12 protein-coding genes are annotated in these 15,978 nt (G+C 60.6%); 2 read left to right on the top strand and 10 right to left on the bottom strand.

Annotated features, from left to right (window positions below; translation table 11 throughout):
• Window positions 1–10 precede the first annotated feature (10 nt).
• Window positions 11–307, top strand: a complete 297-nt coding sequence (locus AACY02_RS00485; RefSeq protein WP_339430294.1) for a winged helix-turn-helix domain-containing protein — start codon at window positions 11–13, stop codon at window positions 305–307.
• A 97-nt stretch (window positions 308–404) separates the two neighbouring features.
• Here AACY02_RS00485 and AACY02_RS00480 read toward each other — a convergent pair whose 3' ends face one another.
• Window positions 405–857, bottom strand: a complete 453-nt coding sequence (locus AACY02_RS00480; protein ID WP_339430293.1) for a GNAT family N-acetyltransferase — start codon at window positions 855–857, stop codon at window positions 405–407.
• 255 nt (window positions 858–1,112) lie between these two features.
• Here AACY02_RS00480 and AACY02_RS00475 point away from each other — a divergent pair, with 255 nt between their 5' ends.
• Window positions 1,113–1,850, top strand: a complete 738-nt coding sequence (locus AACY02_RS00475; protein ID WP_339430292.1) for a substrate-binding periplasmic protein — start codon at window positions 1,113–1,115, stop codon at window positions 1,848–1,850.
• A 39-nt stretch (window positions 1,851–1,889) separates the two neighbouring features.
• Here the strand turns inward: AACY02_RS00475 and yccS are convergent, their stop codons facing one another.
• The 9 genes from yccS to betI form a co-directional block, all read right to left on the bottom strand.
• Window positions 1,890–4,082, bottom strand: a complete 2,193-nt coding sequence (yccS, locus tag AACY02_RS00470) for a YccS family putative transporter (RefSeq protein WP_339430291.1) — start codon at window positions 4,080–4,082, stop codon at window positions 1,890–1,892.
• A 226-nt stretch (window positions 4,083–4,308) separates the two neighbouring features.
• A complete protein-coding gene (locus AACY02_RS00465; protein ID WP_339430290.1) occupies window positions 4,309–5,487 on the bottom strand; it encodes an NAD(P)/FAD-dependent oxidoreductase in 1,179 nt (392 codons plus the stop codon).
• A gap of 60 nt (window positions 5,488–5,547) precedes the next feature.
• On the bottom strand, window positions 5,548–6,885 hold the full coding sequence (gene dbpA, locus AACY02_RS00460; protein WP_339430497.1) for an ATP-dependent RNA helicase DbpA: 1,338 nt from the start codon (window positions 6,883–6,885) through the stop codon (window positions 5,548–5,550).
• Window positions 6,886–7,013: 128 nt separating this feature from the next.
• Entirely contained in the window at window positions 7,014–8,441 is a 1,428-nt protein-coding gene (gene mdtD / locus AACY02_RS00455; RefSeq protein ID WP_339430289.1) for a multidrug transporter subunit MdtD, read from the bottom strand.
• 160 nt (window positions 8,442–8,601) lie between these two features.
• Window positions 8,602–9,939: a TldD/PmbA family protein gene (locus AACY02_RS00450; protein WP_339430288.1), complete on the bottom strand. Its 1,338-nt coding sequence runs from the start codon at window positions 9,937–9,939 to the stop codon at window positions 8,602–8,604.
• The gene (locus AACY02_RS00445; RefSeq protein ID WP_339430287.1) at window positions 9,939–11,381 is read right to left on the bottom strand and encodes a TldD/PmbA family protein; all 1,443 of its coding nucleotides are present in this window, start codon (window positions 11,379–11,381) and stop codon (window positions 9,939–9,941) included. Before AACY02_RS00445 ends, AACY02_RS00450 begins: the two co-directional genes overlap by 1 nt.
• Window positions 11,382–11,676: 295 nt before the next feature.
• Complete coding sequence (gene betA / locus AACY02_RS00440) at window positions 11,677–13,380, bottom strand: choline dehydrogenase (protein WP_339430286.1); 1,704 nt, start codon at window positions 13,378–13,380, stop codon at window positions 11,677–11,679.
• A gap of 152 nt (window positions 13,381–13,532) precedes the next feature.
• Window positions 13,533–15,005, bottom strand: a complete 1,473-nt coding sequence (betB, locus tag AACY02_RS00435) for a betaine-aldehyde dehydrogenase (protein ID WP_339430285.1) — start codon at window positions 15,003–15,005, stop codon at window positions 13,533–13,535.
• Between the two features lie 108 nt (window positions 15,006–15,113).
• The gene (gene betI / locus AACY02_RS00430) at window positions 15,114–15,707 is read right to left on the bottom strand and encodes a transcriptional regulator BetI (protein WP_339430284.1); all 594 of its coding nucleotides are present in this window, start codon (window positions 15,705–15,707) and stop codon (window positions 15,114–15,116) included.
• Between the last annotated feature and the right edge of the window lie 271 nt (window positions 15,708–15,978).

Below are 15,978 nucleotides of genomic sequence, written 5' to 3'. Positions count from 1 at the left end.
GAGTGTTTGGATGGATGTCAGCAAAACCAAAAGCAGTTTTTACCGACGTCTATACGTCGCGTATCTGATCGATAGCGGCTTGGCGCCCAGCGTGCCGGCGTTGACTGAAATCACCGGGATGCCCCGGCGCACGGCGCAGGACACAATTGCCGCGTTGGCGGATCTGGACATCGTCTGTGAGTTCGAGCAGGAAGAGGGCGCACGCAACCATGCCGGGCGCTATAGGGTTCGTGAGTGGGGGGCGATTGATCGCGGGTGGATCGAGCGCAATTTGCGCCAGATCAAGGCTGTGCTTGAGTATCCCTGAGCCTTGTATCGATTGAACTGACACCTTCGCGAGCCAGCCCGCTCCCACAGGAGAATGCATCCCGACCGTGGGAGCGGGCTGGCTCGCGAAGGGGCTGTCAGGAACGGCGCATCCCGATGTGCGCAATGCCATCCTCCAGATATTCCTCACCCACTGCGACAAACCCGTACTTGCCGTAATACCCCTGCAAATGCGCCTGTGCCGACAGGTAGATCGGCACCTGCGGCCAATGCCGCTCGGCCTGTTTCAGCGCCTGTTCCATCATCTCGTGGCCCAGCCCTTTACCGCGCGCCTGTGCTGAGGTCGCTACCCGGCCGATGACCACGTCACCGCCCTGGGACTCCGGATCCAGCAGGCGCAGGTAGGCCACCAGTTGACCTTTGTCCCAGCCCATCAAATGGTAGGTGTCGCCCTCCAGATCCTGCCCGTCGAGATCCGGATACGCACATTTCTGTTCGACCACGAACACTTCCGTTCGCAACTTCAACAGTGCATACAACTGCTCTTTGCCCAGATCGTTGTGATGTTTGCAGACCCACTCGATTGTCATTGTCCGACTCCTTGAACGTGTGGCCCGATACTAAGCGCACTGGCCGCAGATGTCTTTATGGCGTAAGAGTCTGTGACAAAGGTCAAAATGCCACTATTCCTTTCTCGCGACAGTGACATCTTTGTGTAATCTGCATAGGAGCGCTGTGCAATGGCTCCAATGAGCTAATGTTAGGGCCTGGGTTTTGCCGGTAAGGGGCCTTGGGGTTTTGACTGAAAACGCGCCGGGCTGCTCGCCCGCTAAGGATTTTCAAGCATGCCGCGACTGCATCGAGCCTTTGCTTTGATCGGGTTGCTCTTACTGGCTCAAACCGCCGTAGCGGACAAGTTGCGGCTGGTGTTTGATATCTGGCCACCCTTTACCGATGACACCTTGGTCAACGGCGGTCTGGCCACAGACATTGTCAGCACCGCGCTGGCCCGGGCCGGGTATGCCAGCGATTACGAGCAAGTGCCGTGGGCTCGGGCACTGATGGGTGTCGGTGAGGGTCGCTACGATGTGCTGGTCAACGCCTGGTATAACGACGAACGCACCAGGCTTGGGCAGTTTTCCGGTGAGTACCTGCTCAACCGCGTCCGCTTCCTCAAGCGCAAAGACACGCCGCTCGAATACAGCAACTTGCAGCAACTGCACACTTATCCGATCGCGGTGGTGCGCGGTTACGCCTATTCGGCGCCGTTTGATGCCGACACCGCGTTGCAGAAAGTCCCTGTGCATAACTTCGCCATGGCCGTGCGCATGCTCGCGGCGGACCGGGTCAAGTTGACGCTGGAGGATGAATATGTGGCGAAGTATTACCTGGCGCGGGAATCCGCCAAGGTGCGCAATTCGGTGGAGTTTCTACCCAAGCCGTTGAGTGAGAACAGCCTGCACATTCTGGTGAGCCTGAAAAATCCGCAGCATGAGCAGATTGTCGTGGGGTTTGACAAGGCGATAGCGGCGATGAAGGCGGATGGCAGTTATGACAAGTTGTTGAGGCAGCATGGGATGTGAGGGCTGACCCGGATTCTGTGGTGCTGCGAAGGCGTCCTGTCAGCCAGCGCCAATCTCATTGGTGTCTTTGATCAAATGCGCCGCCAAGGTACGCAACGGCCCCAACTGCCGGCAGATCAACGCCAGTTGCGTCTGCACCAGGCGCTGTCCTTCATCAATCTCATCGGGCATCTGTTCCAGTTCATTGGCCAGCGCTTCTTCTTCATCGCTCTGAATCGCAATCGGCTGCTTGCTCGCCAGCCCTTGAGCGATTTCATCGATGCTCGTCGCCAATTTCACCCCGGCACCGTCGATCAAGTGTTCGCGCACATCTGCCGGTAACTGCGTTTCCCGGTGCGCGCCCAGCCCCGACAGGTAGCTGAGCAGGGTGTGCGACAGCACCAGAAAACGGAAGCCCACATCCGCTTCTTTGCGGAAATGTCCCGGCTCCATCAGCATGTTCGCCAGCGTCGTCGACAGCGCTGCATCGGCGTTGTGCGCGTTGCGTCGAGCCAGACGATAAGCCAGGTCGTCGCTTTTGCCCGCGGCGTATTGCTGCATGATCTGGCGCAGGTAGATGCTGTTGCAGGTCAGGGTGTTGGCCAGCACTTTGTTCAGGCGTCGACCCTGCCAGTCCGGCAGGAACAGGAAAACCGCCAGCCCCGCGATCAAACTGCCGAGTAAGGTATCGAACAGCCGTGGCAGGAACAGCCCGTAACCGTCGCCGACCTGGTTGAAGCAGAACAGCACCATGATGGTGATCGCGGCGGTGGCCAGGGTGTAGCGGGTGGTGCGGTTGGTAAAGAACACCACGCCGGCAGCAATCGCAAAGCACGACTGCACCAACGGGCTGGGGAACAGATCGAACAGCGCCCACGCTACGGTCAGGCCGATGGCAGTGCCGACGATCCGCTGGCCGAGTTTGCGGCGTGTTGCCCCGTAGTTGGGCTGGCAGACGAACAGCGTGGTGAGGATGATCCAGTAGCCTTGCGACGGGTGAATCAAATGCACCATGCCGTAGCCGATACTCAACGCCAGCGGCAGGCGCAGGGCATGGCGGAACAGCAAGGATGTCGGCGTCAGTTGCGTGCGCAGGCGAACCCACACGTCTTTCAGATTGCGCGGCGAGCGGTCGAGCAAACTGCTGTCGGTGGCATCGGCCAAGGCATCGGGGTTGCTCGCATCACTGAGCAATCGGTCGAGGGTGCCGAGGTTGGCAGCCAGTGCGCGCAGTGAGCGCAGCAGGCCGCGCCAGGCCGGGTTGCTCTGGATGCGCAGGTGTTCGAGGGAGGCATCGAGGTCGCTCAGGGCGTCAGCGAAACTGGCGTCGTAGACGAAGGGCTGACGCATCTGGATCGATTCGGCCAATGCCCGGCAGGCCTTGCCTTGCTGGCGCAACAGGCGCTGACAGCGGAACAGCACGTCGCTGTGGAAAAACGCATCGGCCAACGCGTTGTACGGATAGTGCGAAGAACTGGCGCGTTCGTGGATGTCCTGGGCGAGGAAGTACAGTTTCAGGTAACGGCTGACTTTCGAGCCAGGGCGACCGTTGCCGACGCGGTGCAGGATGATTTCCTTGGCGCTGTTCAGCGCAGCGACCACGCGACCATTTTGCTGTGCCAGTTCTAGCCGTCGTACTTCGACGTCCATCTGCCGGATCGGCTCGAACAGCGAGGATTTGAGTTTCAGGTAAAAGCCCAGTTCACGGAACAGTCGCGCCAGGCTTTGCTGCACGGGCTGATTGGAGAACAGCGCCTGCCACAACACCGACAGCAGGCCGTACCACGCGGCACCGGCCACCAGCAGCATGGGCTCGTGCCAGAAATCGATGACGGCGCCGCCGCGCTGGTCAACGCCGATCATCGTGTACACGGAAAGAATCAAGGTCGCCGAGGCAATCGCGCCATAACGCTCGCCGAGCGCACCGAGCATGGTCAGGCCGAAACTGGCCAGTGCCAGGGCAACGGCAAAGACGATGGGGTAGGGGAAGAGCAATTCAACCGACAGCGCGGCGACACTGAAACACACCAGCGTCACGGCGAGTGCGTTGAGACGGCCCTGCCAACTGTCGTCGGTTTCGGCCAGGGCGCTGGCGATGATCCCCAGGAACAACGGGATCAGCAGCCCCATTTCATCCTGATACCAACACAGCGCCATGCTGCCGGTCAGGGCGATGAACACCCGCACGCTATAGCTGAATTTATCCAGCGCCCACAGGCGCCGCAAAGACTGACGAAACGAGGTCGAGGACATGAAGTGCGAAGGCCTTCCGAGGCGATGCCGCTAAATTGAGCCAGTAATGACGTCGACGCAATGGCGCCGATCACATCTGACAGCAAAAAGTGTTCCTTTGAGCTCTACACATAACAACTGTGGGAGGGGGCTTGCTCCCGAAAGCGGTGTGTCATTCAACATCAATGTCGACTGATCCACCGCATTCGCGAGCAAGCTTGCTCCCACCGTTTTGATTTTTGCTGGATCAGACGTACTGCGCCGCCGCGTAACCCGAGGCCCAGGCCCACTGAAAATTGAAACCGCCCAAATGGCCGGTGACGTCGAGCACTTCACCGACGAAATACAGGCCGGGGCTTTTCAGCGATTCCATGGTTTTGGAGGAGACCTCACGGGTGTCGACACCCCCCAGCGTGACCTCGGCGGTGCGATATCCTTCAGTCCCCGCGGGCACGACTTTCCAGCTCCCCAGCTTGTCGGCGATTTCCGCCAGTTCGGCGTGGGTGTACTGCTTCATCGGTTTGGAGACGAACCAGTTGTCCGCCAGCAAATTGGCCATCTTCTTGGTGAAGATTTCACCCAGCAAGGTTTTCAACTCACTGTTCGGGCGCTCGGCCACTTGCTGTTGCAGCCAGGCAGCGGCGTCGTGATCGGGCAGCAGGTTGATCTCGACCACGTCGCCGGATTCCCAGAACGACGAGATCTGCAAGATCGCCGGGCCGCTGAGCCCTCGGTGAGTGAACAGGATGTTCTCGCGAAAGCTCTGATCGTTGCAGCTCACCAGACAATCCACCGACGTGCCGGACAGCTCGGTGCACAGTTCCTTGAGCTGATCGGTGATGGTGAACGGCACCAGGCCGGCGCGGGTCGGCAGCAGTTCATGGCCGAACTGTCTGGCCACCTGATAACCGAAACCGGTGGCGCCCAGTGTCGGGATCGACAGGCCGCCAGTGGCGATCACCAGCGATTGGCACTGGACTTGGCCCAGGGTGGTGTCGAGCAGGTAACCGCTCTCGACTTTCTCGATGGTCTGGATCGAGGTGTCGAGGTGCAACTCGACGCCCACCTGATCGCACTCGTCCAGCAGCATGCCGAGGATGTCACTGGACTTGTTATCGCAGAACAACTGGCCGAGTTTTTTCTCGTGGTACGGCACGGCGTGTTTGCCGACCATACCGATGAAATCCCACTGGGTATAACGCGCCAGTGCGGATTTGCAGAAGTGCGGGTTCTGCGAGAGGAAATTGCCTGGTTCGGTGTACATGTTGGTGAAATTGCAGCGGCCACCGCCCGACATCAGGATTTTCTTGCCGGGCTTGTTCGCGTGGTCGAGCAGCAATACCTGACGCCCACGCCCGGCGGCGGTCAGTGCACACATCAACCCAGCGGCGCCAGCGCCAATGATCACGACTTCGGTAGAGCGCAAAACGGTGTCCTCACAAAGAATTCAAAACTCACCGAAGACCAATATCGGGCAGCAGATCGGTTACAAAATGCGCACGCGCAACGAACGGCCCTTGATCTTGCCGTCGTTCAGACGCTGCAAGGCCTGCATGGCCACGGTACGTTCAACGGCCACATACGCCTGGAAGTCGAAGATCGCGATCTTGCCGACCTGAGCGCCCGGGATACCGGCGTCGCCGGTCAGTGCGCCAAGGATGTCGCCCGGGCGAACCTTGTCTTTACGGCCAGCGCCGATGCACAGGGTGGTCATCGGCGGCTGCAGCGGGGCGAGGCCCTGGGACTTGAGGTTGTCGACCTGATCCCAGTTCAGAGGGGATTTCTGCAATTGTTCGATGGCTTGGGCGCGATGCGCTTCGCCCGGTGCGACCAGGCTGATCGCAATGCCTTTCTCGCCCGCACGACCGGTACGGCCGACGCGGTGAATGTGGATTTCCGAGTCGCGGGCCAGTTCGACGTTGATCACCATGTCCAGCGCATCGATGTCCAGACCACGGGCGGCAACGTCGGTGGCGACCAGTACAGAAGTGCTGCGGTTGGCGAACATCGCCAGCACCTGATCACGATCACGCTGTTCCAGGTCACCGTGCAGGCCGACGGCGGAGATGCCTTTGGCGGTCAGGTGATCGACGGTTTCCTGCACCTGCTGCTTGGTGAAACAGAACGCCACGCAGGAGGCCGGACGGAAGTGGTGCAGGACTTTGGTCACCGCACTCATGCGATCTTCCGGGGAAATCTCGTAGAAACGTTGCTCGATCTGTGTGTCGTCGTGGAACGCTTGGGCTTTGACCGTTTGCGGGTCACGCATGAATTTCGAGGCCAGTTGCTTGATGCCCACCGGGTAAGTGGCGGAGAACAGCAGGGTCTGACGGCGCTCCGGGGTCTTGACGATGATGTCTTCGATGGCGTCGTAGAAGCCCATGTCGAGCATGCGGTCGGCTTCGTCGAGGATCAGCGTGTTCAGACCGTCAAGCACCAGCGAGCCTTTGCGCAGGTGCTGCTGGATGCGCCCCGGGGTGCCGACGATGATGTGCGCGCCGTGCTCCAGCGAAGCGATCTGCGGGCCGAACGACACGCCGCCGCACAGGGTCAGGACCTTGATGTTGTCTTCGGCACGGGCCAGACGACGGATTTCCTTGGCAACCTGATCGGCCAACTCGCGCGTCGGGCAAATCACCAGGGCCTGGCAACCGAAATAGCGCGGGTTGATCGGGTTGAGCAGGCCGATGCCGAACGCCGCGGTCTTGCCGCTGCCGGTCTTGGCCTGGGCGATCAGGTCCATCCCTTTGAGGATCACCGGCAAGCTCTGCGCCTGAATCGGCGTCATCTGGGCATAACCGAGTGATTCGAGGTTAGCCAGCATGGCGGCGGACAGCGGCAGAGTATTAAAAGCGGTGGCGATGGTGGTCACGGGACTGGCCTGCAAAACAAAATGTCGCGCAGTGTAGCAGCCCCATGCCACTTTCCTCGAAAGTTCTGGACGAACAGTGATTAATGTTCGATGTGTTCTTCCGGGTGTTTGGCGCGCCGGCCGGTTTCCTTCGAGAGTTGCGAGAAGATCGTAGCGGCAAGCATCGCCATGACGCCAACCGTCACGAAGGTCAACTGGAACGCCCCCAGAACGGTGTCCACGCCGTCATTTCCGGCCTCGGCGGTAAACCCGCCCAGCAAGGCCCCGGCACACGCCACCCCCAGGCTCAACGACAATTGCGCGACCACCGACAGCAAGCTGTTGCCACTGCTGGCGCTGGCGTCGTCGAGGTCGATCAGGGTCACGGTGTTCATCGCGGTGAATTGCAGCGAGTTGATCGCCCCGAGAATCGACAACTGACACAGCAGCAGCCAGTAAGGGGTCTGCTCGCTGACCAGGCCCATGCTTGCCAGCATGATCCCCAATGCCAGCGTGTTGCCGGTGAGCACGATGCGATAACCGAGGCGTTCGATCAGCGGTCGCGCCAGCCACTTGGCGAGCATTGCTGCAGCGGCCAGCGGCAGCATGCTCATCCCCGCTTGCGAGGGCGAATACCCCAGCGCCACTTGCAGCAGCAACGGCACCAGAAACGGCAGCGCGCCGCTGCCCAATCGCGCGAACAGATTGCCGAGAATGCCCACGGCAAAGGTGCGGGTCTTGAACAGTGATGGCGAGAACAAGGGGTTTTCGATGTGGCCTGCGCGCAACCAATAAGCAGCGAGACAAGCCATGCCGCCGAACAGCAGCAACATCACCCGCAGGTGCGGCAAGTGCAGTTCGCCCAGGCCTTCCATGGCGATGGTGATCAGGATCATCGCCGCGCCGAACAAGAGGAAACCCAGGCCATCGAAACGTGTTCGCTCAGTACCGCGCAAGTCGGGAATGAACTTCCATACGGCGTAACAGCCAATGACGCCGACCGGCAGGTTGATCAGGAAGATCCAGTGCCACGTCAGGTATTGCACCATCCAGCCGCCCATGGTCGGGCCGATCAGCGGGCCGAGCAGGCCGGGAATGGTGATAAACCCCATGATCCGCACCAGCTCCGAACGCGGGTAGGCACGCAGCACCACCAAGCGCCCGACCGGCAGCATCAACGCGCCGCCCAAACCCTGAATGACCCGTGCCCCGACCAGCATGGTCAGGCTGCTCGATACCGCGCAGAGCAGCGAGCCGAAGCTGAACAGCAAGATCGCGCCGAAGAAGATTTTCTTGGTGCCGAAACGGTCGGCGATCCAGCCTGAAGCCGGGATCAACAGCGCCACGGTGAGCATGTAGGCGATGATCACGCCTTGCATGCGTAACGGGTCCTCGGCCAGGTCGCGAGCCATGGCCGGCAACGCGGTGTTGAGGATGGTTCCGTCCAGGGACTGCATGAAGAAAGCGATAGCGACGACCCACGGCAACCAGCGTGTGGTGATGGCGTCGAGAGGCGGGCGGCTGGGCATGGAACCTCTTTGGAATTGGATTAATGCGAAACCAGCTTTTGTGTGAGCGGGCTTGCTCGCGAATGCGGTGTATCAGTCACCCTCAATATCGACTGACACATCGCCTTCGCGAGCAAGCCCGCTCCCACCGTAGATCTCCAGTGTTCTGGGGATCTTTGTCTTACAGGGTCAAAGTCAAACGGCTCACCAACGCCCCCGGCAACAACGCCGACGAGGTATTGCGCTGGCTGTATGTACTCGACGAGAGCAGCAACTCACGCTCGGCGGTCAATGCTTCGAGTTGCGAACCCAGCAGGTTGTAGGCGCTGTCGTCGAAACGCATGGTGCTGACCGGCGCCTGGATCTCGCCGTTCTCGACCCAGAAGGTCGCGAAGCGTGTCATGCCCGTCATGCGCGCCGCCGGTTGGTCCGAGAAGTTCAGGTACCACAGGTTGCTGATGTACAGCCCTGTGCCCAACTGCTTGAGGATTTGCGCTTGTGGCAGATCACCCGCCGCCATGTTCAGTGCACTCGGCGATTCGCCGCCACTGGCCCCGTTGGCGGTCAAACCGTATTCGGCCGCACTGCGCGAACCGACCAACTGATCACCCGCCTTGCCCTCGACAATCAGGCGCAGATCACTGCGCGGATAACCTTCGCCGGAAAACGCCGGGCTCAGCGAGTCGCTGACTTTTTCATCCAGTGACACCAGCGCACTGAACGCCTGATCGCCGACATACAGCTTTTGCAGCGGACTGCTCTTGCTGGCGATCGACTGCGCGGAGAACCCGCCCCAACTGAGCATGCCCATGATTTCTTCCAGCGCGGCCGGTGCCAGGTAGGCGCGGTACTGTCCCGGCGCCAAGGTGCGTATCGGACGGCCGAGAAACGCCAGTTGCTCGCGTGCCTGCTCAAAGCGTTTGGCGAAACCCTCACGGCTCCAGTCATGCCCGGCGTAGCTGGCCTTCACCGCTTCGCCATTCTCGTGGAACAGGCTGAAGTCGAAGTTGAAACTGTTCGCCTGGTGCCAGCCGAACGCGCCCGATGAGCTGGCGAAACCACGGCTGATGGGGCCGGCGGCATAGAAACCGACCAGGTCCAGGCCTTCGGCCGCGGCACAGATTTGTTCGACCACATGCTCGGTGTCCGGCAGCGGATGCTCCTGCACATGCGTGCTCTGCCAGCCGTTGTGGTTGAGCAGCAAGTACGGATCCTGCGGCAGCAGCGGCAGGGTGTCGCGCAGTTGTTGCAAGCCTTCGGCGAGGCGTTGCAGGTCGGCTTCCTGATCACCGGACAGGGTGATTTGCAGGTCGGCGTGACGGCCGTCATTGACCAGCTTCAGCCCGATGCTGGCCTGTTGCACTTGCCCGGCCTGACGCACCTTGGCGTGATTGAAGCGGACAAACGCCGAAGACTCGGCGGCATAGCTGAGGGTGAACTGTTCCGGTTCGCGCACGCTGTCACGCAGCCAATTGACCATCACCTTGAAGGCGTCGGACTGATTCTTCGAAATGCTCATCAGGCGTCTCCCCCAAATACATCAATGTTGCTGAAAACGCAGGCCGGCGAGGCATGGCCGACGCGGATGACCTGGTTTGGTTCGCCCTTGCCGCAGTTCGGCGTGCCCAGCACCTTGACGGTGTTGGCGTCGCCGACGGCGCGCAGGCTCTTCCAGAAGTGCGCGGAAATCGCCCGGTAGTTGGGGTTTTTCACCACGCCTTTGAGTTCACCGTTTTCGATCAGTTGACCCCACTCACAGCCGAACTGGAATTTGTTGCGCGCATCGTCAATCGACCACGAACGGTTGGTGCTCATCAGAATGCCATGCTCGATGCCCGTGATCATTTGCTCAAGTGGCTGGTCGCCCGGCTCGATGTTGAGGTTGGCCATACGGTCGATCGGCGCGCGGTTCCAGCCGCAGGCGCGGCTGTTGGCGACACCGTCCAGGCCCGCGCGGTATTGCGACAGCGCACCGCCCAATGGGCGCAGCAACAGACCATCGCGAATCAGAAATTGCTTGCTCGCCTGGGTGCCGTCGTCGTCATGGCCGTAGCTGGCGAGCTCTTCGGGAATGCCCGGATCGAACGTCACGTTGAGCAGTTTTGAACCGTATTGCAGGCTGCCGAAGTCGCTCGCTTTGACGAAACTGGTGCCGGCGTAATTGCGCTCATCACCGAGGATGCGATCCAGTTCCAGCGGGTGGCCGATGGATTCGTGGATCTGCAACATCATCTGGTCGGGCATCAGCAGCAGGTCACGCGGGCCTTGCGGGGTGTTCGGTGCGAGCAGCAGTTGCAGCGCCTGATCGGCCACCTGTGGGCCGGCGCCGACCAGCCCGCAACGGCTGATCACGTCGGCGCCGCCCTGTTGGCCGAAGTTCTCGCGACCGAGGCTGCGAGTCTGGCTGTCGTTACCGTCGTAGGCGGTGACGTCCAGGCTTGGGTAGACGAAACGCTGGGCCTGGCGCAGTTCGGCGCCGGCGCTGCTCAGGTAGATCTGCTCGACGTGGGTGATGCCGATGCTCACTTCCCAATTCACCAGGCGCTCATCCTTTGGCACCGAGGCGGACTCCGCGCCGAGCAGCTCAAAGCAGTCGCTCAGGGACGGGAAGGGTTGTTCGAGATTGGGTGAAAAATAATCAGCGCGGTCGCTGGACACCGGTTGATCGCGCAGGTCGAGCAAGGCGTGGGGCTTGAGCCGCCGGGCTTGCTGTTCGGCGCGTTCAAGGGCGGCTTGCAGGCCTTGTTGCGACAGGTCGTTGGTCGCCGCATACGCTTCGACGCCATTGACGCGCACAGTGAGCATCGCCCCTTCGTCGCGGCTCAGGCTCGGCGGTTCGGCAACGTTCTTGCGCACCGACAGGTGCTGACCGGATTCGCGAACATACCGCAGGGAAAAAAAATCAGCGCCCGTGCGCAAGGCAGCGAAGCGCTGCTTGAGCTGGGGGTGGAAATCGAACATTCGGGAACCTCCTTGTTATGGAGTTGCGGTGCAGCGACGGTGGGGCAGGGGGTGAAACGGTTGCGCGAGGTCTAGAGTAGGCCGGCGTGGGGGTAGGATCAAGTGACGAGGGGGTGTAGGAGGAATTACTTGAAGTCGAGGGGTTTGCGTGGAATGTGAGGGCCCCTTCGCGAGCAAGCCCGATCCCACAGTAGGTCTCCAGTGAACACAAAATCTGTGAGCACTCAGGTCCGATGTGGGAGCGGGCTTGTCTCCGGGCGGCGTTCCGATGAAGGCCGCGCCTCGATATTACGTCTTACTGAGCAACAGGCGTGATATCACGCATCGGCTTGCCCTTAACCGGCGCATCGCCCGCTACATAGTAGGCGGCGGTGCTACGCGGCAATGGCTTGCGACCACGGATCTTGTCGGCGATTTTCTCGGCCATCATGATCGTCGGCGCGTTCAGGTTGCCAGTGGTGATGATCGGCATGATCGAGGCATCGACCACACGCAGGCTCTGCATGCCGTGCACGCGACCTTCGCCATCCACGACCGCCATGTCGTCGGTGCCCATCTTGCACGAGCAGGACGGGTGGAACGCGGTTTCGGCGTGCTCGCGGATGAACTTGTCCAGTTGCTCATCGGTTTGCACGTCGATGCCGGGGCTGATTTCGCGGCCACGGAAAGCGTCCAGTGCCGGCTGTTGCATGATTTCGCGGGTCAGGCGGATGCCGTCACGGAATTCCTGCCAGTCCTGCTCGGTGGCCATGTAGTTGAACAGGATGCTCGGGTGCTGGCGCGGGTCTTTCGACTTGGCCTGAACGCGACCACGGCTTGGCGAACGCATGGAACCCATGTGCGCCTGGAAACCGTGCTCTTTCACACCGTTGCTGCCGTTGTAGTTAATGGCGACCGGCAGGAAGTGGTACTGGATGTTTGGCCATTCGAATTCCGGACGCGAACGGATGAAACCGCCGGCCTCGAACTGGTTGCTGGCGCCGATGCCGGTGCCGTTGAACAGCCATTCGGCGCCGATGGCTGGCTGGTTGTACCAGAGCAGCGAGGGGTACAGCGAAACCGGTTGGGTGCAAGCGTATTGCAGGTACAGCTCCAGGTGATCTTGCAGGTTCTCGCCCACGCCCGGCAAATCGTGTACGACCGGGATGTCGAGGCTTTCCAGCAGTTTCGCCGGGCCGACGCCGGAACGTTGCAGAATCTGCGGCGATGCGATGGCGCCGGAGCACAGCAGCACTTCTTTGCGCGCTTTGGCTTCAACGCGCTCTTCAGCGTCGCCCACCAGGTAACGCACACCAACGGCACGCTTGCCTTCGAACAGGATCTTGTCGGTCAGGGCGTGGGTGACGATGGTCAGGGTCGAACGCTTTTTCGCGGTGTCGAGGTAGCCTCGGGCGGTGGAAGCACGACGGCCGTTCGGCGTCACGGTGCGGTCCATCGGGCCGAAACCTTCCTGCTGGTAACCGTTCAAGTCTTCGGTGCGCGGGTAACCGGCCTGCACGCCTGCTTCAACCATGGCGTGGAACAGCGGGTTGTTACCCGCCTTCGGCGTGGTCACGCTGACCGGGCCTTCGCCACCGTGGTAATCGTTCGGGCCGATGTCGCGGGTTTCGGCTTTGCGGAAGTACGGCAGGCAGTCGAGGTAGGTCCAGTCTTCCAGGCCCGGCAGTTTCGACCAGCCATCGTAGTCCATCGCGTTGCCACGGATGTAGCACATGCCGTTGATCAGCGAAGAACCGCCGAGGCCTTTGCCGCGACCGCATTCCATCCGGCGACCGTCCATGTGTGGCTCTGGATCGGTTTCGTACGCCCAGTTGTAGCGACGGCCTTGCAGCGGGAATGCCAGAGCGGCGGGCATTTGTGTACGGAAGTCGAAACGGTAGTCCGGGCCGCCCGCTTCGAGCAGCAGAACGGTGACGCCTTCGTCTTCAGTCAGACGGGTCGCCAGGGTGTTACCGGCCGAACCGGCACCGATGATGATGTAATCGAATTCTTGGGACATTGAATGCACCCTCTTTAGATGTGGTCAGGTCAGGCCTGACGAGTGCTTCGCACTCGACTCGCGAGCAAGCCCGCTCCCACCTTGGAATGGGGGCTCCTGTGGGAGCGGGTTTGCTCGCGAAGGCGGCCTCGCGAGCAATACAAGGCTCGGTCTTAGAACACCGAGACGTAATCGCCCAGCTCGACCTGTACCGATTTGATGCGAGTGAAGTTGTTCAGCGAGCTGATGCCATTCTCACGGCCCACGCCCGACTGCTTGTAACCGCCCACCGGCATTTTTGCGTCGGACTCGCCCCAGGCGTTGATCCAGCAGATACCGGCTTCCAGTTGATGAATCACGCGGTGAGCGCGGTTCAGGTCTTTGGTGACGATACCGGCGGCCAGGCCGAAGTCGGTGTCGTTGGCGCGGCGGATCACTTCTTCTTCGGTTTCGTAGGAGAGGATCGCCATGACCGGGCCAAAGATTTCTTCACGAACGATGGTCATGTCGTCGGTGCAGTCGGTGAACACGGTTGGGGCAACAAACGCGCCTTTGGCGAATTCGCCGTCGGTCAGACGCTCGCCGCCACACAGGACGCGGGCACCTTCTTCTTTGCCTTTGGCGATGTAGCTGAGCACGCTTTCCATGTGCGGGAAGCTGACCAGCGGGCCGAAGTTGGTGTTTTCGTCTTCCGGGTTGCCGATGCGGATGCGCGCCACGCGCTCAAGGATCTTGGCTTCGAAAGCGGCTTTGAGGTGGCTCGGTACGAACACGCGAGTGCCGTTGGTGCAGACCTGACCGGAGCTGTAGAAGTTGGCCATCATCGCGGTGTCGGCAGCGCGATCGAGGTCGGCGTCGTCGCAGATGATCAGCGGCGACTTGCCGCCCAGTTCCATGGTCACGTCTTTGAGCGAGGATGCCGAAGCGCTGGCCATGACTTTTTTGCCAGTGTCAGTGCCGCCAGTGAACGAGATTTTCTCGATGCGCGGGTGCTCGGTCAGCCAGGTGCCGACTTCGCGGCCGCTGCCGGTCAGAACGTTGAACACACCGTTTGGCACGCCGGCTTCGGTGTAGATCTCGGCCAGTTTCAGGGTCGTCAGCGAGGTGACTTCGCTTGGCTTGAAGATCATCGCGTTACCGGCGGCCAGCGCTGGAGCGGATTTCCACAGCGCGATCTGGATCGGGTAGTTCCACGCACCGATACCGGCCACAACGCCCAGCGGCTCGCGACGGGTGTAGACGAAAGAAGTGTCACGCAGCGGGATCTGCTCGCCTTCGATGGCGGGTACCAAGCCTGCGTAGTATTCCAGCACGTCGGCGCCGGTGACGATGTCGACGTACTTGGTTTCGGAGAAGGCTTTACCAGTGTCCAGGGTTTCCAGTGCGGCCAGTTCATCGTTGCGCTCGCGCAGGATGTCGACGGCACGACGCAGGATGCGCGAACGCTCCATGGCGGTCATCGCGGCCCAGATTTTCTGGCCCTTTTCGGCGCTGACCACAGCGCGCTCGACGTCTTCCTTGGTCGCACGTTGCACTTGTGCGAGAACTTCGCCGTTAGCCGGGTTGATGGCTTCGAAGGTGGCATCGCTGCCGGCGTCGGAATACGCGCCATCGATGTAGAGTTTTTGCAGTTCGAAACGGGCCATAGTGTCCTCGCAAGTGCATTGGTGGTTGGCGTTGGTCACCGGGTGAGCCATGTAACTGAGGCATCGCTGGTCGGTGACAGTTCAGGGGCCGAGCGTTTTCTGTGTGCTCTAACTCACCTGCTTGGCCAATTGGATATCCATGTATTCGTAAGCGATCTGTTGCGCCTGCGCCGTGTCGAAAGCGTCTCCTGACAGCGCGCCGCGCAACCACAAACCGTCAATCAACGCTGCCAGTCCTCGCGCGGCACTGCGCGCTTCTTCGAGCGGCAACACACGGCGAAACTCGCAGCACAGGTTGGAATACAGACGGTGATCGTTGATCCGCTGCAACCTGTGCAAAGACGGCTGATGCATGCTGGTGGCCCAGAAGGCCAGCCAGGTTTTCATTGCCGGGCCATTGATCTGGCTGGCGTCGAAGTTGCCTTCGATGATCACCTGCAGATGCGCCCGAGGGCTGCTGTCTGTCAACGCCTGACGGCGTGCGGTGACGTTCTCGCTGAGGACGTTCATCAGATACCGCATCGTGGCGGCAATCAGGCCGTTCTTGTCCTGAAAGTAATGACTGATGATGCCATTCGAGACACCGGCCAAACGGGCGATCAGCGCAATGCTGGCGTCCCCCATTCCGACCTGATCGACCGCCTGCAATGTGGCTTCGATCAGTTGTTGGCGGCGGATGGGTTGCATACCGACCTTGGGCATCTTGCACATCTCCTTAGGCCTTCCGACGGGCGAATAACGCCTATCGGATTGAGGGCCAGTCTATTTTGTTTTGATTGAACGTTCAATCAACAAAGAATAAGATCTGCGACAATTCGTCGCTGCCTACAGATTTTTCCTACATGTAAGTGGCGATAAAACTGACATCCAAAAAAGCTCGAAACCTGCGCGGGGCATGGCGCGGTTCGCGGTTCGATGGACGTGTTGAAAGGGCAAGACGCTCAGGGCCAGGTTTCGGATGAACGTCCGGACT

The organism is Pseudomonas sp. EA_65y_Pfl2_P78 (genome assembly GCF_963970495.1).
In the GTDB taxonomy this organism is placed as follows: domain Bacteria; phylum Pseudomonadota; class Gammaproteobacteria; order Pseudomonadales; family Pseudomonadaceae; genus Aquipseudomonas; species Aquipseudomonas baetica_A.
Note: the sequence above shows the minus strand (reverse complement) of the source record. Positions and strands in the feature narration are given on the sequence as shown.

Bases quoted from the DNA above. Each gene is read 5' to 3' on its own strand.
- yccS (WP_339430291.1), bottom strand. From the start codon at position 4,082: ATGTCCTCGACCTCGTTTCGTCAGTCTTTGCGGCGCCTGTGGGCGCTG.
- AACY02_RS00485 (WP_339430294.1), top strand. From the start codon at position 11: ATGGATGTCAGCAAAACCAAAAGCAGTTTTTACCGACGTCTATACGTC.
- AACY02_RS00480 (WP_339430293.1), bottom strand. From the start codon at position 857: ATGACAATCGAGTGGGTCTGCAAACATCACAACGATCTGGGCAAAGAG.
- AACY02_RS00450 (WP_339430288.1), bottom strand. From the start codon at position 9,939: ATGAGCATTTCGAAGAATCAGTCCGACGCCTTCAAGGTGATGGTCAAT.
- betI (WP_339430284.1), bottom strand. From the start codon at position 15,707: ATGCCCAAGGTCGGTATGCAACCCATCCGCCGCCAACAACTGATCGAA.
- betB (WP_339430285.1), bottom strand. From the start codon at position 15,005: ATGGCCCGTTTCGAACTGCAAAAACTCTACATCGATGGCGCGTATTCC.
- dbpA (WP_339430497.1), bottom strand. From the start codon at position 6,885: ATGCTGGCTAACCTCGAATCACTCGGTTATGCCCAGATGACGCCGATT.
- AACY02_RS00475 (WP_339430292.1), top strand. From the start codon at position 1,113: ATGCCGCGACTGCATCGAGCCTTTGCTTTGATCGGGTTGCTCTTACTG.
- betA (WP_339430286.1), bottom strand. From the start codon at position 13,380: ATGTCCCAAGAATTCGATTACATCATCATCGGTGCCGGTTCGGCCGGT.
- mdtD (WP_339430289.1), bottom strand. From the start codon at position 8,441: ATGCCCAGCCGCCCGCCTCTCGACGCCATCACCACACGCTGGTTGCCG.
- AACY02_RS00445 (WP_339430287.1), bottom strand. From the start codon at position 11,381: ATGTTCGATTTCCACCCCCAGCTCAAGCAGCGCTTCGCTGCCTTGCGC.